Source organism: Colwellia sp. BRX8-7, assembly GCF_014077275.1.
Taxonomy (GTDB): domain Bacteria; phylum Pseudomonadota; class Gammaproteobacteria; order Enterobacterales; family Alteromonadaceae; genus Colwellia_A.
Genome location: NZ_JACGVP010000005.1, coordinates 62,434 through 76,341, shown reverse-complemented (window position 1 = coordinate 76,341; position 13,908 = coordinate 62,434). Strand labels below are relative to the sequence as shown.

Genomic DNA, 13,908 nt, shown 5'->3' with positions numbered 1-13,908 from the left:
ACTATGGCTATATTACTTATGGTAAGGCTTACTTAAACGGTGTACTGATTCTATAAAGTGGCCCGCATGTTCTGGGTTCACATCAGGATGTATACCATGACCTAAATTAAAGACATGTCCAGTACCACCGTCACCAAAGCCGGCAAGAATTTTGTCAACTTCTTGCTCAATACGAGGTAATGGCGCGTAAAGCATTGAAGGATCCATATTACCTTGTAAAGCAACTTTGTCGCCAATACGGGCTTTAGCATTTTCAATATCTATGGTCCAATCAAGCGCTACTGCATCACAACCCGTTGCCGCAATAGACTCTAACCACATACCGCCATTTTTAGTAAATAAGGTTACCGGTACTTTACGCCCCTCATTGTGACGAGTTAAACCATCAACAATTTTAGCCATGTACTGTAATGAAAATTCGTTATAATCACGTGGTGATAACACACCACCCCATGTATCAAAGACCATAACAGATTGCGCGCCGGCAGCAATTTGTGCATTTAAATAAGAAATCACTGAATCCGCTAACTTATCTAATAGCATGTGTAATGTTTTTGGCTCAGCAAACATCATTTTTTTGATTTTGGTAAAGGCTTTTGAACTACCTCCTTCAATCATATAAGTCGCTAATGTCCATGGACTACCTGAAAAACCAATCAGAGGTACTTCGCCCTTTAATTCTTTACGAATAGTACGTACCGCATTCATTACATATTGTAATTCTACTTCTGGATCGGGTATGCCTATTTTTTCTACATCAGCTTTACAGGTTATAGGACGCTCAAATTTCGGCCCTTCCCCTGTTTCGAAATACAAGCCTAAGCCCATAGCGTCAGGAATAGTTAAAATATCGCTAAATAAAATGGCGGCATCAAGCGGAAAACGACGTAACGGCTGAATGGTAACCTCACATGCAAGATCAGCATCGCGGCATACCGACATAAAATCGCCAGCGTTTTTGCGAACTTCACGGTATTCAGGTAAGTAACGCCCTGCTTGTCTCATCATCCATACTGGTGTGTAATCTACAGGCTGACGCAAAAGCGCGCGTAAGTAAGTATCGTTTTTTAATTCAGTCATGAAGTATCTTCCCATTTTTATATGCGCGCATTCTACCATTAGCAATTTTTTGGGTCTATGTTCTAAATCAATTCGTTGCTGTAATAATTAGATCTATTTATGATATAAAAACAATAAGCGATTAGTAATCAGTCACTTAATTTCAATAAATATAATTAATTGTAACAAAAGTTACTTTATACGAAAAAAATCGTGGTATAAATGCTCTATTAAAGTTGTTGCGTTAGCTTTTTCGCTTTGTTATAAATTGCCCCGCGTTAAAGAAGTACACAAATAAAAATAATAATAATAAAAGAAATAACTAAAAAGAAGCTAGTATAAACTAGACCTACAGCGAGCAATTCAAGCCTTACACTTTGTAAGGCTTTTTTATTGCCTAAAGAAAAGTATCGCGTTAATAGGCCTTATGAACATAGGCAATGGTTAAGTCCTGTAAAGAATAAACACGCTTGTATAAATAGTTAAACTCTCTTCAAAACTTATTCTTTGGTTGTGAATTTCTAGCAATTTAACCGATATATTTGCTCCTATTAAACTGTAAAATGTCGTACAATTACCTTAATTTATTAATAACTTTTAATCATTACGGAAATCCCCCATGAAAAAAATTATCATTTTATTAACTATTTCAACATTAAGCAGTTCGGCTATGGCACAGGAAACTAGCTGGTTTGATAGCTTAAAAAGCTTTGTTGGAATGGGCGAAGTTGAAGAGCAAAGTGTAAAATTGCCAAGCACTGAAGGTTTAGTTGAACAATTAACAAATTCATTAAATGTTAATACTGAACAAGCAGCTGGCGGTATGGGTGCTATTTTTAATTACGTAAAAAGTAATGTTTCAACAGAACAGTTTAGTCAGTTAGCTAAATCATTACCGGGTGTCGATGGACTTGTTAGTCAAATGCCTGATATTAGCGAACTTAGCTCTGGCAAAGGCTTAAGCGGTTTACTTGACAAAGCTTCACAATACAGCGATTCATTAAAGTCTATTAATGATATAAAAAAGCAATTTGAAGCATTAGGTTTAAATCCAGAAATGATAAGCAGCTTTGTATCTAGTGCTCAAAGCTACTTAGACACTCCACAAGGGCAAGACGCAAAACAAGTATTAACGCAAGGTTTAGGCAAGTTACTCGGGTAACTTGATCTATTAGCGACTAATCGCTGCAGCTAATTTCACTGAGTTTACTAAAACAGAACTTCAGTGAAATTAGCAAATATTGATTTTTAACGACTCATTAAAGACTGTAATTAATATATGCTAATTACCGCTTCATATAACGGTTTTCCCTTATTATAATCATCAAAGAGCAAAAATAACGAATACCCTACCGACGGTATTTCGATACCATAATTACTTTCATAGGCATCGTCAGGAAAGGACTTTTGAAGTTGTTCAAATGATCCCCCTTGAATAAAATCCCCCAAAGCCCAAATAGTAGCTTTTGAATTAGCGTTATCGTTTATAAAGACTTCTTCCAACAAATGAATTTCAACAAGTTCAGTAGTGTTTACCTTTAACATTAAATGTTGGTTATAAAGATTGATAGTGATCCCTCTTGGCAATACTATCCGCCCTTTAGCTTCACCAAGCTGCTCTGCAAGGTTATTAACATTTATTTCTTTGTTTGATACTAGGGCTAAATACGCTTGTGTAATTGCCTCGTTTTGAATCACTTGATCATCAAAAGGCAGCATACGACTTTCTTTATAGTTGCTTTGCTCCATAGAGAAGCCACCCAACGTATATTTCTTTTCATTGGTATGAGAATTTTTACTGGCAATAAAATTTAGTGTTAGCACCTTGTCTTGGCTATTTAAGACTAATTGATTCTTTTCATTTAAAGGTTTATCTAACGCTAATGCAGGATAAACGTCCTTTAAAAGTGCTTTTCGACCGACCTTATTGTTGATCTTCCAAGCATTGGCATCAAAAAAATCAAGTAAAGGAATTTTATTCAAAATACTGGCTGATAAATATGGCAAAGTACTTTGTACCTTTACTAATTTATCCAATTGAAAATGCAACCAATGGTGTCTTCCGTAACCTATAATCAACTCATCAGCCAGCAAGGTTAATTGCACATTAGGCTCACCAAATTTTTTGATGACTTGTTGATAGCTATCGCCCAACTTTACGCCATAAAGACCGTTGGCCAAAGATACCTCAGTATTGATAACTTCAGGCCGGCCAACTCTAGAGTCAGCAGAAGTCAATTTGAAGGTCATCATACTTTTTGCTTTAACACCGTCATGATTATAAGCGGTAAATCTTTGATGGATGACATTTGGAGTGCCCATTTCATCGGCTACTTTTTTCTGTTGACACTGCACAATTAGCTTAGCAAAAAAACGTATTTGTTGTTGCCCACCCTTTTCATCTAAAACGTTAATATCTTCTATTTTTTTATCGATGATAATGACACCATTGGCGCCAGCATCTATCGCTTTTTGTTGTAATTGATTTAATAATCTCTTGGTAGTTTTAGCCATTTGCTGCGCTTTAGCCATACCAATAACACTCGTTTCTTTAATGATTTGGTATTCACAATTAGGGTAGTAGTCAAGAATAGGTGGCAGTACGACTTCCTCAACGGCTGAAAAAGCAAACAAGGAAAAGAGTAAAAAACAACTAAAGGTAACTATTTTTAGAAAAACGTGCATTAAGGTAACTCCGCTATAATTCATGAAGAACTTATATTTATAATAAAATAGCTTTATCAATTACTAACTTTTTGGTCAGTGCATTGATGGCAGGGTAGCGTAAATAAAAATCATTAATATCAATACTTTCAACCTTTGCTTGTAAAGGTTCAGTAACGTTAACATTGATGTGGCGGTTTATATTTTTACTTCTTAGCTCTGCTTGAAGAGGATAATTTAAAAATAAACCTTGTGGATCAAGGACCTCACTCTCCATAGTTTGCCATGCTTGATACCAACTTGCATGGCGATCACCGGAAGCTAAGTTTGTCGCTAAAGACAGGTTAACCACTAGGTTTTTATAGGACGAGTAATTTGTTCTAGCGCCAATAAAAGTGGCTTGGCTATTACTTTTTGCCGTTTCAGAGTCAAACATAGATAACAGTTCGATGGTGTTATCTGTTAATGATTTATTTAAATCTATCAGTAACTTTGCACTTAGGTGCTTAGCGAGCTTAGGTAGATAATCTCTCTCGCGCTCAATGAGCGTTAGTTGGGCTTTAATTCCACGCTGTAATGCAAACCCTGTTGGTAGTATTGACTCGAGGTCACTGCTGTTTATTCGACTTAGCGCTTTGGTTAATTTGGCTTTACTTTGCGTTAACTGGTTGATCACGCTATTAACCTTTATTAAGTCCCAGTCATCAACAGGTCGATTAAGACATTCCTGATAAATTTCAGGTAGATCTGTTGGCCGACTAGTAAATGATTCGCTAATAAATTGCATTATTTTTATTATCGGCACTAACTTTTTAGCTGCCTGTATTAATACTTTTTTATTTTCGGTACTGGGGAAGTGCTGATGAGAATCATGACTTAACAGATAAGCTAAATAGTAATCGCCCTGAGCAAGGTGAACTTGTGCCGCTATTAATTTATCTTGCGCTTTTTCGGCAAGCGTTAATTCAGCTTGGTATTGTGAGGGTTTTAGTTGAACCAGTTTTTTTAATGCGGTGATTGAGTGAGTGAGGTTGAGTTCTTGCTTAGCTTGCTGATATGCCTGCAAGGCTTGGCTATGTTTCGTTGGACTACACGATACGAGTAAAAAAAGTAACCCTACTATAAAGATTCTTTGATAAATAGCCATTAGATAAATTCCATTTTACATTAACGTTTATGCCTAAACTGAATATAAAGTATCAACTAATCAATAACTAATCAAATAGTTGTTCAATGCTGAGTTCAAGTTGCTTGTCGCTTTTTGCCGTATTACAAGAGTTGCTCAAAGCGAACAACTTTTCCTTTTGTTGTAATGATTTCTGTGGTGATGGTTTGGTTATCTTCGCTTAAGGTCAACAAGCCAATACCACTGCCATTAAATAAAGTTACATCGTTAGCTGAATCAATGTAATTAGGCCTTCTCACACGGACCTTCATCCGCCTTCTTTTTGTAAACCAGTTAAGCGGTGAATAAGTCGCATACAAATATTTATTTAGCCTTTCTAAGGTATGTAATAAAGCGGCTGGAAATTCATTTTTTAAACCGCTACAGGTGACTTGTAATATTTTTTAGCTGTTACGACGAAAACGGTGAGTCACTTTATAAACAAAAGAATAGTGCACATCACCTGAAAGAATAATAAAATTAGGCGGTGTTTTATTGTGTCTAAAAATATTTAACATCACATTAGCTGTGCCAGAGTGTGCCATCCAGTTTTCAGCATCTACTGCTAAAGGCTTTCCCCAAAAAGTAAAAATACGCTGAATAGTTTCAATCAACTTAACCCCATAAATAGGTGCAGCAGAGACCATGATAATATTAGGCTCATTAATTAACGCTTGCTGTAGGGCTGATAATGACTGCCAGTCCATTAAGCCAGAAGGTTTGCCGGCATTACTTTCAGAGTACCATCGCTGGGTGCGTGTATCTAATACAACGATTTTAGGTGAGGTATTTAAACTATAATGCCATTCATCCCATTTGAGTATTTTATCAATAAGTTCACTATGGTTTAAATCCCCAGGCGAACTCAATACCGTTTGGGGTTATCTAATCAAGCCGGAGAATTTTTCAGGCCTATTACCCCAAACTTGGCATAAGCAATATCCTATTAACGCCTTACCTATAATTTTTTTGAAAACGTAAAATTATGTAAGCCACCGTAAACAATTAACATACAATTTTTAAATATTTTTGGCTTGTAACTCTCGGTAACATCTTTTCATACTCCTTGTGCCCTCCTTATTATATGCACAATAAATTATTGAGAAAACACCATGAAAAGATTATTACTTAGCGCTTTACTATTTGCCGGATGTGCAAGCCATGGGGTTGACCGAGCAGAGCAACACCAAATAATTAAAGAATTTTATGCGACTATTGCGTCGGTTACTCCGGTAACTTTATCTTCAGAGGTCAAAACAGGTATTATTACCGGTGCTGGCATTGGCTTATTAGGCGAACTTGACGGTAACCATAAAGATATGATTGCAGGGACCATCGCTGGGGCATTAGTTTTTGGGTTATTTACCGCTTTATTTGAAGGGAGTAATGATGCTTTTCAGTACCATCTAAATTCCGCCATCCAAGGTGAATTTGATGTCATTCAAAAGCAAAAAATTCCTGAATCAGTAAGTTGTGTAAAAGTGCGAAGTGGTAAAACGGTTACGTTAATGGCAGCCTCACCTGAAAACTGTTCTAACTTATTTAAATAACTTATACTGATTTCACATAGGATTCTAGAGCAAAAATATGCAAAAGTTATTATCTACTTTACTGATACTTTTTTTATTTTCTTGTGGCTCTGTGTCAATGAGCAATGGTCGACAAAAAATTATAATTAATGGTCAATCAACTCCTTGCGATATTCACCGCAAAGAGATCGATCCCAATTGTAAAACAGAGAATAAAAGCCAAACACCACAAGTAAACATTAAAGCTGATAACCCCAGCGCGGAATAATCGCTTGTTCAATACCTAAATGATCCAACATTCTGCCCACCATAAAATCAATTAAATCATTAATCGACTTGGGGTGATGATAAAAGCCAGGTGCCGCTGGCATGACAGTAACGCCCATTTGTGAAAGTGTCAGCATATTTTGTAAGTGTATGGTAGAAAAAGGTGATTCTCGTACCACTAAAATCAACTGCCCTCTTTCTTTAATAACAACATCGGCAGCACGCTCAATCAAGTTGTCACTCATACCTAAGGTAATAGCGGCTAATGTGCCCGTTGAACAAGGACAGACAATCATTTTTTTAGGGGCAGCAGAGCCAGAAGCCACGGGAGAGAACCATTGTTCTTTGCCAAAGACTGTGATTTGTGAAGGTTTTGCCTTAAATTTTTCACTGAGAAATTGAGTGGCGCCGTCAGGTGAACCCGGTATTTTAATGCCAACTTCTGTGTCAAGAACAACTCGTGCTGCGCTTGAACATAAAACATAAATTTGTACATTCGCAGCAACTAAACATTCGATTAATCTTAATGCATAGGGAGCACCAGATGCGCCGGTAATTGCGACAGTAATTTTTTCTCGAAACTCGTTCATAACTATCCTTTCTTTGCTAATTGATCTAATATTTTTTGGTGAATATTGCCAAATCCACCATTACTCATCACAACGATAGTATCGTCTGCTTGTGAGTTGTTAACGATATGACTCACTAAAACATCTATATCTGTCTCAACAAAACACGGCTGTCGGCATTCTTTAATCAGTGTATTTACTGACCATTGCACTTGCTCGTCTTGAAATAAATAGACAACGTCTGCTTGAGCTAATGATGCTGGAAGGGTGTCTTTATGAATACCTGATTTCATGGTGTTTGATCTTGGTTCTAATACCGCGATTACTCGACATGATTGATCGCCTTCACCGTTAGCACTTACATTCGCTCGAACACCGGCTAACGTTTTAGCAATAGCGGTAGGATGATGGGCAAAGTCATCAAATACACGTACCTTCCCTACTTCACCGCGCAGCTCCAAACGCCTTTTGGTATTAATAAACTCAGCCAGTGCATCAATAGCAACATGGCTAGGAACGCCGGCATGTCGAGCAGCGGCAATAGCCATTAAACCGTTATCGATATTAAAATCACCAATTAAGTTCCATTTTACTGTGCCTTGTATTTCATCCTTAAAGTAGACAATAAACTCACTACCATCGCCAGTAAGCTTTTCTGCATACCAGCCAGATTTACTAAATTCATTGTCGACACTAAATTCTGTGGGTGTCCAACAACCTTGCGCTAAAGTTTCAGTGATGGCTGATTCATTTTTGGGTGACAACACTAGGCCGTTACTTGGCACCATACGAATAAGATGATGAAATTGGCGTTGTATATCAGATAAGTCATTAAAAATATCAGCGTGATCAAACTCCATGTTATTAATCACTAAGGTGCGCGGACGATAATGAACAAACTTAGAGCGCTTATCAAAAAAGGCGGTATCGTATTCATCGGCTTCAATGATAAAAAAGGGGGCGTCACCTAAACGTGCCGAACAATCAAAATTTTGTGGTACACCACCAATTAAGAAACCCGGTTTCATATGAGCATACTCTAGGATCCAGGCAACCATAGAGCTAGTGGTAGTTTTGCCATGAGTACCCGAAATAGCGATGACCCAACGGTCTTTTAAAACATTATCTAATAACCACTGCGGGCCAGACGTGTAGTCGATATTTCTATCGAGTACGTATTCAACCATAACATTGCCGCGTGACATGGCGTTGCCAACAATCACTAAATCAGGCTCATCTTTTAAATGTTCTGTTAAGTAGCCTTGTTTTAACTCAATACCTAATTGTTCAAGTTGTGTGCTCATTGGCGGATAAACATTAGCATCGCAACCTGAAACACGATGCCCCAGCTGTTTTGCAATAGCGGCGATACCGCCCATAAATGTGCCGCAAATACCTAAAATGTGAATATGCATGTTATGTCCGTTAAAGCTTGGTTACCTTGGCAATGCTGTGGTAACCAGTAATAAAAATAAGATCAAAATAATCTCTGATAATATACCTGATAAGATAGTAAAAAGGCATTGCAATGCCTTGTTAATTTAGTAAGTATGCATAGCCATACTAAATTAAAGGATGCGACGTGCGATCACCTTCACTACAATCACTTCATATTTACCCGATTAAATCGGCTGCTGGTATTTCATTATCGACTAGTTGGGTTGATGACTTGGGCTTGAGCCTTGACCGCCGTTTTGTCATAACAGATAAGAATGGCCAATTTATAACCGCCCGCACTGAACCAACACTTTGCCTTATTAAGGTTAATTTATCTGCACAGGGCTTAATATTAACCGCTCCAGATATGCCAGCGCTGCATCTACTTTATCAAGAATTGTCACCCATTTATAAAAAAGTAACGGTATGGCAAGATGAAATACAAGCACAGTATGGCCATGAAAATTTTGATTTATGGTTCAGCCAATTCCTAAAAAAACCTTGCCAGCTTCTTTATTTTGGTAAAAAATCACAGCGTTTAGTTAGCAAAAGTCATAAAAAAATTGCCTTTGCTGACGGTTATCCACTATTGCTTACCTCTCAAGCCTCACTCGATGATTTAAATAACCGGCTAACTCAACAATCAATCCCTGCGATTACCATGAAACAATTCAGACCTAATATTGTGGCTAACCTCTGCGATGCCTACGCCGAAGACACTTGGCAGCATATTCGTATTGGCGAGGTTGAATTTGAAGTAACTAAGCCTTGTTCACGTTGTATTTTCACTACAGTGAACCCTAACAATGCCGAAAATCATCCACAGCAAGAACCGCTAACAACCTTAATAAACTACCGACAAGTGGCCAGTGGAGATGTGATGTTTGGGCAAAATTTAATTGCGCTTAATCAAGGAAGTATTCAGCAAGGTGATGAAATTGTTATTTTAAAGAAGCAAAATCCACCTATATTTATTGCCAAACCAACAACAAAAACAGCTAACAAAAAAACGACTGCACAAGCCAGTGTTAACAAGGAGCCAAAAAAAATGCGTAAAGGAAAAGTTAATTTAAACTTTGAGTCATGGAACAAAAACGTTATTGGCAACACAAAAGACTCTATTTTAGAACAAGGTGAATCAGCAGGAATGCTACTCCCCTATTCATGTCGTGGTGGCATGTGTGGTCGTTGTAAAATAAAACTGATCGATGGTGATGTTAAACAATTAGCTAACGACGGTTTAAGTGACGATGAGAAAGAACAAGGCTTTGTTTTAGCTTGTAGCTCAGTGCCACAATCAGACTTAGTGTTAGCAAAAAGATAATAAGCAACCGCTTTTATTGAAAAATAATTCCCGATAAACCTTTGATACATATATCGTAACGTGACTAAAGTGAACGGCAATTGATACCGTTCTCTTTTTAACGACTATCCATTTTTTTATAACCCACCTTGTATGAAAAAGCGTTGATAAGCAGATATGCTTTACTTTAGCGCTGAGATAATTCAATCCTCTTTACTATATTTTATCTGCTATGTATTTAGCATTTTATCATTCTACTTTTAATCCGCTCTAACAGTATCAAGCTAATGTTTGATGTAAATCAACAATAAAACAGCTGCATCATTAGACAAAATCACAACTTGATTTAAATCAAACTTTGCATTTTAGCAAAGTGACAAAATCAGCCCATTAATTAGTTCTCAAGAAATAAACATTAAACCATATTAAATAACGCCACTGTGTGTGACCTCCTTGTTTGGTCGCAATAACGTGTGTCGAGCCAAAAGATACATACATAAAATAGATAGGATATACACGATGAAATTTACGAAAACAAAATTATCACTGGCTTTAATTACCGGTTCTATTATTTCTGCGCCTTTTGCTATGGCAGACGATGCGGCATTCAATTCAGGTATTAAAAAAGCACTAACAGACAGTAAAGTAAATGTGAGCTTACGCGCCCGCTATGAAGGTGTCGATGAAGACGGTGCAAATGGCACCACAGATAAAGATGCAACAGCGTTAACAATAAAGTCTCGTCTAACCCTACAAACAGGCAATTATAAAAAATGGTCGTTAGGCCTTGAGGTTGATAATGTAACCGCCATTGTTGATGATTATAATGACTTAACCTTTGATTACTCTGGCAGTGATGCTGTCGTTGCTGACCCTGAAATAACCGACGTTAACCAGGCTTTTTTACAATACAATAGCGAAAAAGTTAAATTAACAGCAGGTCGCCAACGTATTTTACATAATAATCAGCGTTTTATTGGTGGTGTTGGCTGGCGTCAAAATGAACAAACCTATGACGGTTACCGTATTGAATATACCGCAAGCGCTGCACTTTCCCTCGATTACAGCTACATCTATAACGCAAACCGCATTTTTGGCGATGACAAAAAAGGTGACGATCTTTCAGGTGCTTTTCATTTTGCGAATGCTGCCTACAAAATTAATACCGAACACAAAATATCAGCATTTGCCTATGTATTAGACTTTGATAGAGCACATGCAATGTCTTCAAGCACCTTCGGCGCTCTTTACAATGGTAAATTTGGCGCGGTAAGTGTTAACTTAAGTGCAGCAATGCAAAGCGACGCCGGTGATAACCCCGTAAATTACGATGCTAACTACTACAATGCTGAGATAGCCACTGACTTAGGTCAAGTTACATTATTAGCAGGCATTGAGGTTTTAGGCAGTGATAACGCTAAAGCAGCATTTAGTACACCTTTTGCGACCTTACATAAATTCCAAGGTTTTTCAGATAAATTCTTAAATACGGGTAGCAGTACTGGCATGCCAAATGGTGTTGAAGATACATACATTAGCGTTAAAACAAAATTGGCTGGAGTTAAGTTAGCGGCAACATTCCATGACCTAGCGGCAAATGAAGGCAATATAGACTATGGTACAGAATTAGATCTTGTCGCCGCCTATACCTTTAAAAAGGATTACGACTTACTGGTAAAATTTGCCCGTTACAGTGCTGATGAATTGAGTACGGATACCAGCAAACTATGGATACAAGTTGCAACTAAGTTCTAGAAACTTACGCTTGAACATCATCTTAATTAAAGGCTGTTACGTAAGTATCAGCCTTTTTTATGTGGGGTGTCTGTTATGTTATTAAAAAACCAACAAAAACAACAGCAAAGCAGCAAAGTAGAAATATATAATGAATTGTCAATGATGAGCGATTAGAATAGCCGCGTTTATTATCTTCCTACCCAAGGGACTATTTTGTTATTAATGCTCGACAATTACGACTCTTTTACTTTTAATTTAGTACATTACTTCCAAGCATTAGGGCAAGAGGTCGTCGTTGCACGAAATGACCGAATAACTTTAGCTGAAATTAGGGTACTATCACCCCAGTATATTGTTATTTCTCCAGGTCCATGTTCTCCAAATGAAGCGGGATTATCATTAGAGATAGTTAAACACTTTGCCGGTAAAGTGCCAATTTTAGGTGTTTGTTTAGGTCATCAGTGCATTGCACAACACTTTGGTGCAAGTATTGAAAAAGCACTTGTCGTGATGCATGGGAAAACAAGTAGAATAAAACATAACGAAAGTGGCTTATTCCATCAATTAAATAACCCTTTAACTGTGACCCGCTATCATTCATTAATTGTTAATAAAGACACTTTGCCTGATTGCCTTGAAGTAACGGCTTGGAGCAAAGATGAACAGGGTAAAAACAATGAAATTATGGCCTTAGCCCATAAAACATTGCCTATTGTAGGTGTACAATTTCATCCTGAATCGATTTTAACGGAACAAGGCATGATGTTACTGAATAACTTTATTACTCACTGCAAATAAAACAAAAAAATTAGCGTCAGGCGATCACTCTCATTTGTCATCATTCATACTTTTGTGTATGTCGCCGATAAAGACTATTCAAGTTCAACTTTATTGGAAAACACCCTATTAGCTCATGCAGATATTTGAAAACAACGACCTAGTCGCCCCAATATATAAAAGAGCGATGAGCTTAATGATCAGTAAAGGCTTTGCTGAAAAGCAAAGTGGAAAAGTGTCTGTTGCTGTCCATCAAAACAGCGAACAAGCTAATCGCCGCAGAGAATTACTTGCGGTTGAAGAAGAAGCAAATAAAAATAAAATCATTCAGGCCCACGGAGAAAGTTTCTTTACTGAGCAAGTCATGGCTAAATTTTTTACCCATGTGACAACTGAAGTAAACAAAAAATTTGATAACAAAGAAAACCTCTACAACAAAATATTAAAAATTGAAGATGCCATTCCCAGTATTATGGAAATACTGTCAGTGCGCGCCGCTTCGATTAATCGTATTATTCCTTTAGCTAAATCATTACCTTGGTTAGCAAATGAGCTAATTAATCTGGTCAATAAACCACAGTATCGTAAACGGGCCGATGTCCAAGTTACTGACGCAAGTTTAGCATTAAGTTATATCGGCTTAGACAATTTAAAGTTAGTCATGCCAACCTTTATGCTCAAACATTGGTTACCTAATAGCACGGCTCCTTACACGTTAATGAAAAGAAAACTTTGGAATGACAGTTTGGCTGTTGCCATGTCTTCCTCAGTATTGGCTAAAAAAGCAGGTATGGATGAATTTTCGGCTTTTGCTGCTGGCATGTTTAGTCACCTAGGACTAATCGCTGTTTCTCGCTGCTTTTTAACCACTTACAGTGAGTTACATACCGCAGAATTAAAAGCTGCTTACGAGAATAAAGATAAAAAACTTCATGATACATTAGTTGCCTTTGACGCTTCACCAGACTTATTAATCGAACAGCTAATAACACGCAGTAGCAAGATATCAGCAGATTTAGTGGAGTTGATGCGTCTAGACCGCTTGCAAATTACCGAAGCTATATTTGATCTTGCCTACACAGAAACATTAGAAAAAATGTGCCCACTAGCGCAAATAGTCACCAAAGCAAAAGCGTATGTTGCTTTTAGAAGCTTAGCTAAAGATGATTTAATCAGTAATGATGAAGCTAAGTTACTGTTAACAACAGTACGAATCACGCCACAAGAGATCAATTTATTAAAGAAAAGCGACATTGATCACATAAAATTAAATTTTAAATAATTTTTGATTAATTATGAAAAGTTTACCTATTGTTAATAACCCACTGTGTTCGTTACCTCACGAGCAATTCCGTTAGTAAGCCTATAAAACTCTCTTTATATAGTTATGCATCTATACTG

The 13,908-nt window shown here is 37.3% G+C and carries 14 protein-coding genes; 7 read left to right on the top strand and 7 right to left on the bottom strand.

The window, feature by feature from the left end; genetic code table 11:
- Nucleotides 1–12: 12 nt before the first annotated feature.
- Nucleotides 13–1,080 carry a uroporphyrinogen decarboxylase gene (hemE, locus tag H4J57_RS06415; protein ID WP_182222449.1) on the bottom strand — a complete coding sequence of 356 codons (1,068 nt, stop codon included), beginning with the start codon at nt 1,078–1,080 and terminating at the stop codon, nt 13–15.
- 598 nt (nt 1,081–1,678) lie between these two features.
- On the opposite strand from hemE, the gene H4J57_RS06410 reads away from it, so the two are divergent.
- Nucleotides 1,679–2,221: a DUF2780 domain-containing protein gene (locus H4J57_RS06410; RefSeq protein WP_182213778.1), complete on the top strand. Its 543-nt coding sequence runs from the start codon at nt 1,679–1,681 to the stop codon at nt 2,219–2,221.
- Between the two features lie 110 nt (nt 2,222–2,331).
- Here the strand turns inward: H4J57_RS06410 and H4J57_RS06405 are convergent, their stop codons facing one another.
- From H4J57_RS06405 to H4J57_RS20355, 4 genes are all read right to left on the bottom strand, one after another.
- Entirely contained in the window at nt 2,332–3,744 is a 1,413-nt protein-coding gene (locus H4J57_RS06405) for a hypothetical protein (RefSeq protein ID WP_182242289.1), read from the bottom strand.
- A gap of 37 nt (nt 3,745–3,781) precedes the next feature.
- A complete protein-coding gene (locus H4J57_RS06400) occupies nt 3,782–4,870 on the bottom strand; it encodes a hypothetical protein (RefSeq protein ID WP_182242288.1) in 1,089 nt (362 codons plus the stop codon).
- Nucleotides 4,871–4,992: 122 nt separating this feature from the next.
- Complete coding sequence (locus H4J57_RS20360) at nt 4,993–5,160, bottom strand: hypothetical protein (protein WP_182222450.1); 168 nt, start codon at nt 5,158–5,160, stop codon at nt 4,993–4,995.
- A gap of 132 nt (nt 5,161–5,292) precedes the next feature.
- Nucleotides 5,293–5,757 carry a hypothetical protein gene (locus tag H4J57_RS20355; RefSeq protein ID WP_182213785.1) on the bottom strand — a complete coding sequence of 155 codons (465 nt, stop codon included), beginning with the start codon at nt 5,755–5,757 and terminating at the stop codon, nt 5,293–5,295.
- A gap of 243 nt (nt 5,758–6,000) precedes the next feature.
- Here H4J57_RS20355 and H4J57_RS06385 point away from each other — a divergent pair, with 243 nt between their 5' ends.
- On the top strand, nt 6,001–6,438 hold the full coding sequence (locus H4J57_RS06385; RefSeq protein ID WP_182169200.1) for a hypothetical protein: 438 nt from the start codon (nt 6,001–6,003) through the stop codon (nt 6,436–6,438).
- 37 nt (nt 6,439–6,475) lie between these two features.
- Nucleotides 6,476–6,685, top strand: a complete 210-nt coding sequence (locus H4J57_RS06380; protein ID WP_182213787.1) for a hypothetical protein — start codon at nt 6,476–6,478, stop codon at nt 6,683–6,685.
- Here the strand turns inward: H4J57_RS06380 and H4J57_RS06375 are convergent.
- Both H4J57_RS06375 and mpl read right to left on the bottom strand, forming a co-directional pair.
- Entirely contained in the window at nt 6,657–7,274 is a 618-nt protein-coding gene (locus H4J57_RS06375; protein WP_182213789.1) for a flavin prenyltransferase UbiX, read from the bottom strand. The two genes, H4J57_RS06380 and H4J57_RS06375, sit on opposite strands and share 29 nt — an antisense overlap.
- Nucleotides 7,275–7,276: 2 nt before the next feature.
- Nucleotides 7,277–8,668 (bottom strand): UDP-N-acetylmuramate:L-alanyl-gamma-D-glutamyl-meso-diaminopimelate ligase, encoded by a 1,392-nt coding sequence (mpl, locus tag H4J57_RS06370; RefSeq protein WP_182242287.1) that lies wholly within the window; start codon nt 8,666–8,668, stop codon nt 7,277–7,279.
- A gap of 167 nt (nt 8,669–8,835) precedes the next feature.
- On the opposite strand from mpl, the gene H4J57_RS20265 reads away from it, so the two are divergent.
- The 4 genes from H4J57_RS20265 (at nt 8,836) to H4J57_RS06350 (ending at nt 13,789) form a co-directional block, all read left to right on the top strand.
- Nucleotides 8,836–10,014 carry an MOSC N-terminal beta barrel domain-containing protein gene (locus tag H4J57_RS20265; protein ID WP_182242286.1) on the top strand — a complete coding sequence of 393 codons (1,179 nt, stop codon included), beginning with the start codon at nt 8,836–8,838 and terminating at the stop codon, nt 10,012–10,014.
- A gap of 498 nt (nt 10,015–10,512) precedes the next feature.
- A complete protein-coding gene (locus H4J57_RS06360; protein ID WP_182242285.1) occupies nt 10,513–11,748 on the top strand; it encodes an alginate export family protein in 1,236 nt (411 codons plus the stop codon).
- Between the two features lie 195 nt (nt 11,749–11,943).
- Complete coding sequence (locus H4J57_RS06355) at nt 11,944–12,528, top strand: aminodeoxychorismate/anthranilate synthase component II (protein ID WP_182242284.1); 585 nt, start codon at nt 11,944–11,946, stop codon at nt 12,526–12,528.
- 115 nt (nt 12,529–12,643) lie between these two features.
- Complete coding sequence (locus H4J57_RS06350; protein WP_182169190.1) at nt 12,644–13,789, top strand: HDOD domain-containing protein; 1,146 nt, start codon at nt 12,644–12,646, stop codon at nt 13,787–13,789.
- The last annotated feature ends 119 nt before the right edge of the window (nt 13,790–13,908 follow it).

What these genes read in the sequence shown, in the direction of transcription:
- hemE (WP_182222449.1), bottom strand. Translation starts at nt 1,080, where the DNA reads ATGACTGAATTAAAAAACGATACTTACTTACGCGCGCTTTTGCGTCAG.
- H4J57_RS06410 (WP_182213778.1), top strand. Translation starts at nt 1,679, where the DNA reads ATGAAAAAAATTATCATTTTATTAACTATTTCAACATTAAGCAGTTCG.
- H4J57_RS06405 (WP_182242289.1), bottom strand. Translation starts at nt 3,744, where the DNA reads ATGCACGTTTTTCTAAAAATAGTTACCTTTAGTTGTTTTTTACTCTTT.
- H4J57_RS06400 (WP_182242288.1), bottom strand. Translation starts at nt 4,870, where the DNA reads ATGGCTATTTATCAAAGAATCTTTATAGTAGGGTTACTTTTTTTACTC.
- H4J57_RS20360 (WP_182222450.1), bottom strand. Translation starts at nt 5,160, where the DNA reads ATGAAGGTCCGTGTGAGAAGGCCTAATTACATTGATTCAGCTAACGAT.
- H4J57_RS06385 (WP_182169200.1), top strand. Translation starts at nt 6,001, where the DNA reads ATGAAAAGATTATTACTTAGCGCTTTACTATTTGCCGGATGTGCAAGC.
- H4J57_RS06380 (WP_182213787.1), top strand. Translation starts at nt 6,476, where the DNA reads ATGCAAAAGTTATTATCTACTTTACTGATACTTTTTTTATTTTCTTGT.
- H4J57_RS06375 (WP_182213789.1), bottom strand. Translation starts at nt 7,274, where the DNA reads ATGAACGAGTTTCGAGAAAAAATTACTGTCGCAATTACCGGCGCATCT.
- mpl (WP_182242287.1), bottom strand. Translation starts at nt 8,668, where the DNA reads ATGCATATTCACATTTTAGGTATTTGCGGCACATTTATGGGCGGTATC.
- H4J57_RS06360 (WP_182242285.1), top strand. Translation starts at nt 10,513, where the DNA reads ATGAAATTTACGAAAACAAAATTATCACTGGCTTTAATTACCGGTTCT.
- H4J57_RS06350 (WP_182169190.1), top strand. Translation starts at nt 12,644, where the DNA reads ATGCAGATATTTGAAAACAACGACCTAGTCGCCCCAATATATAAAAGA.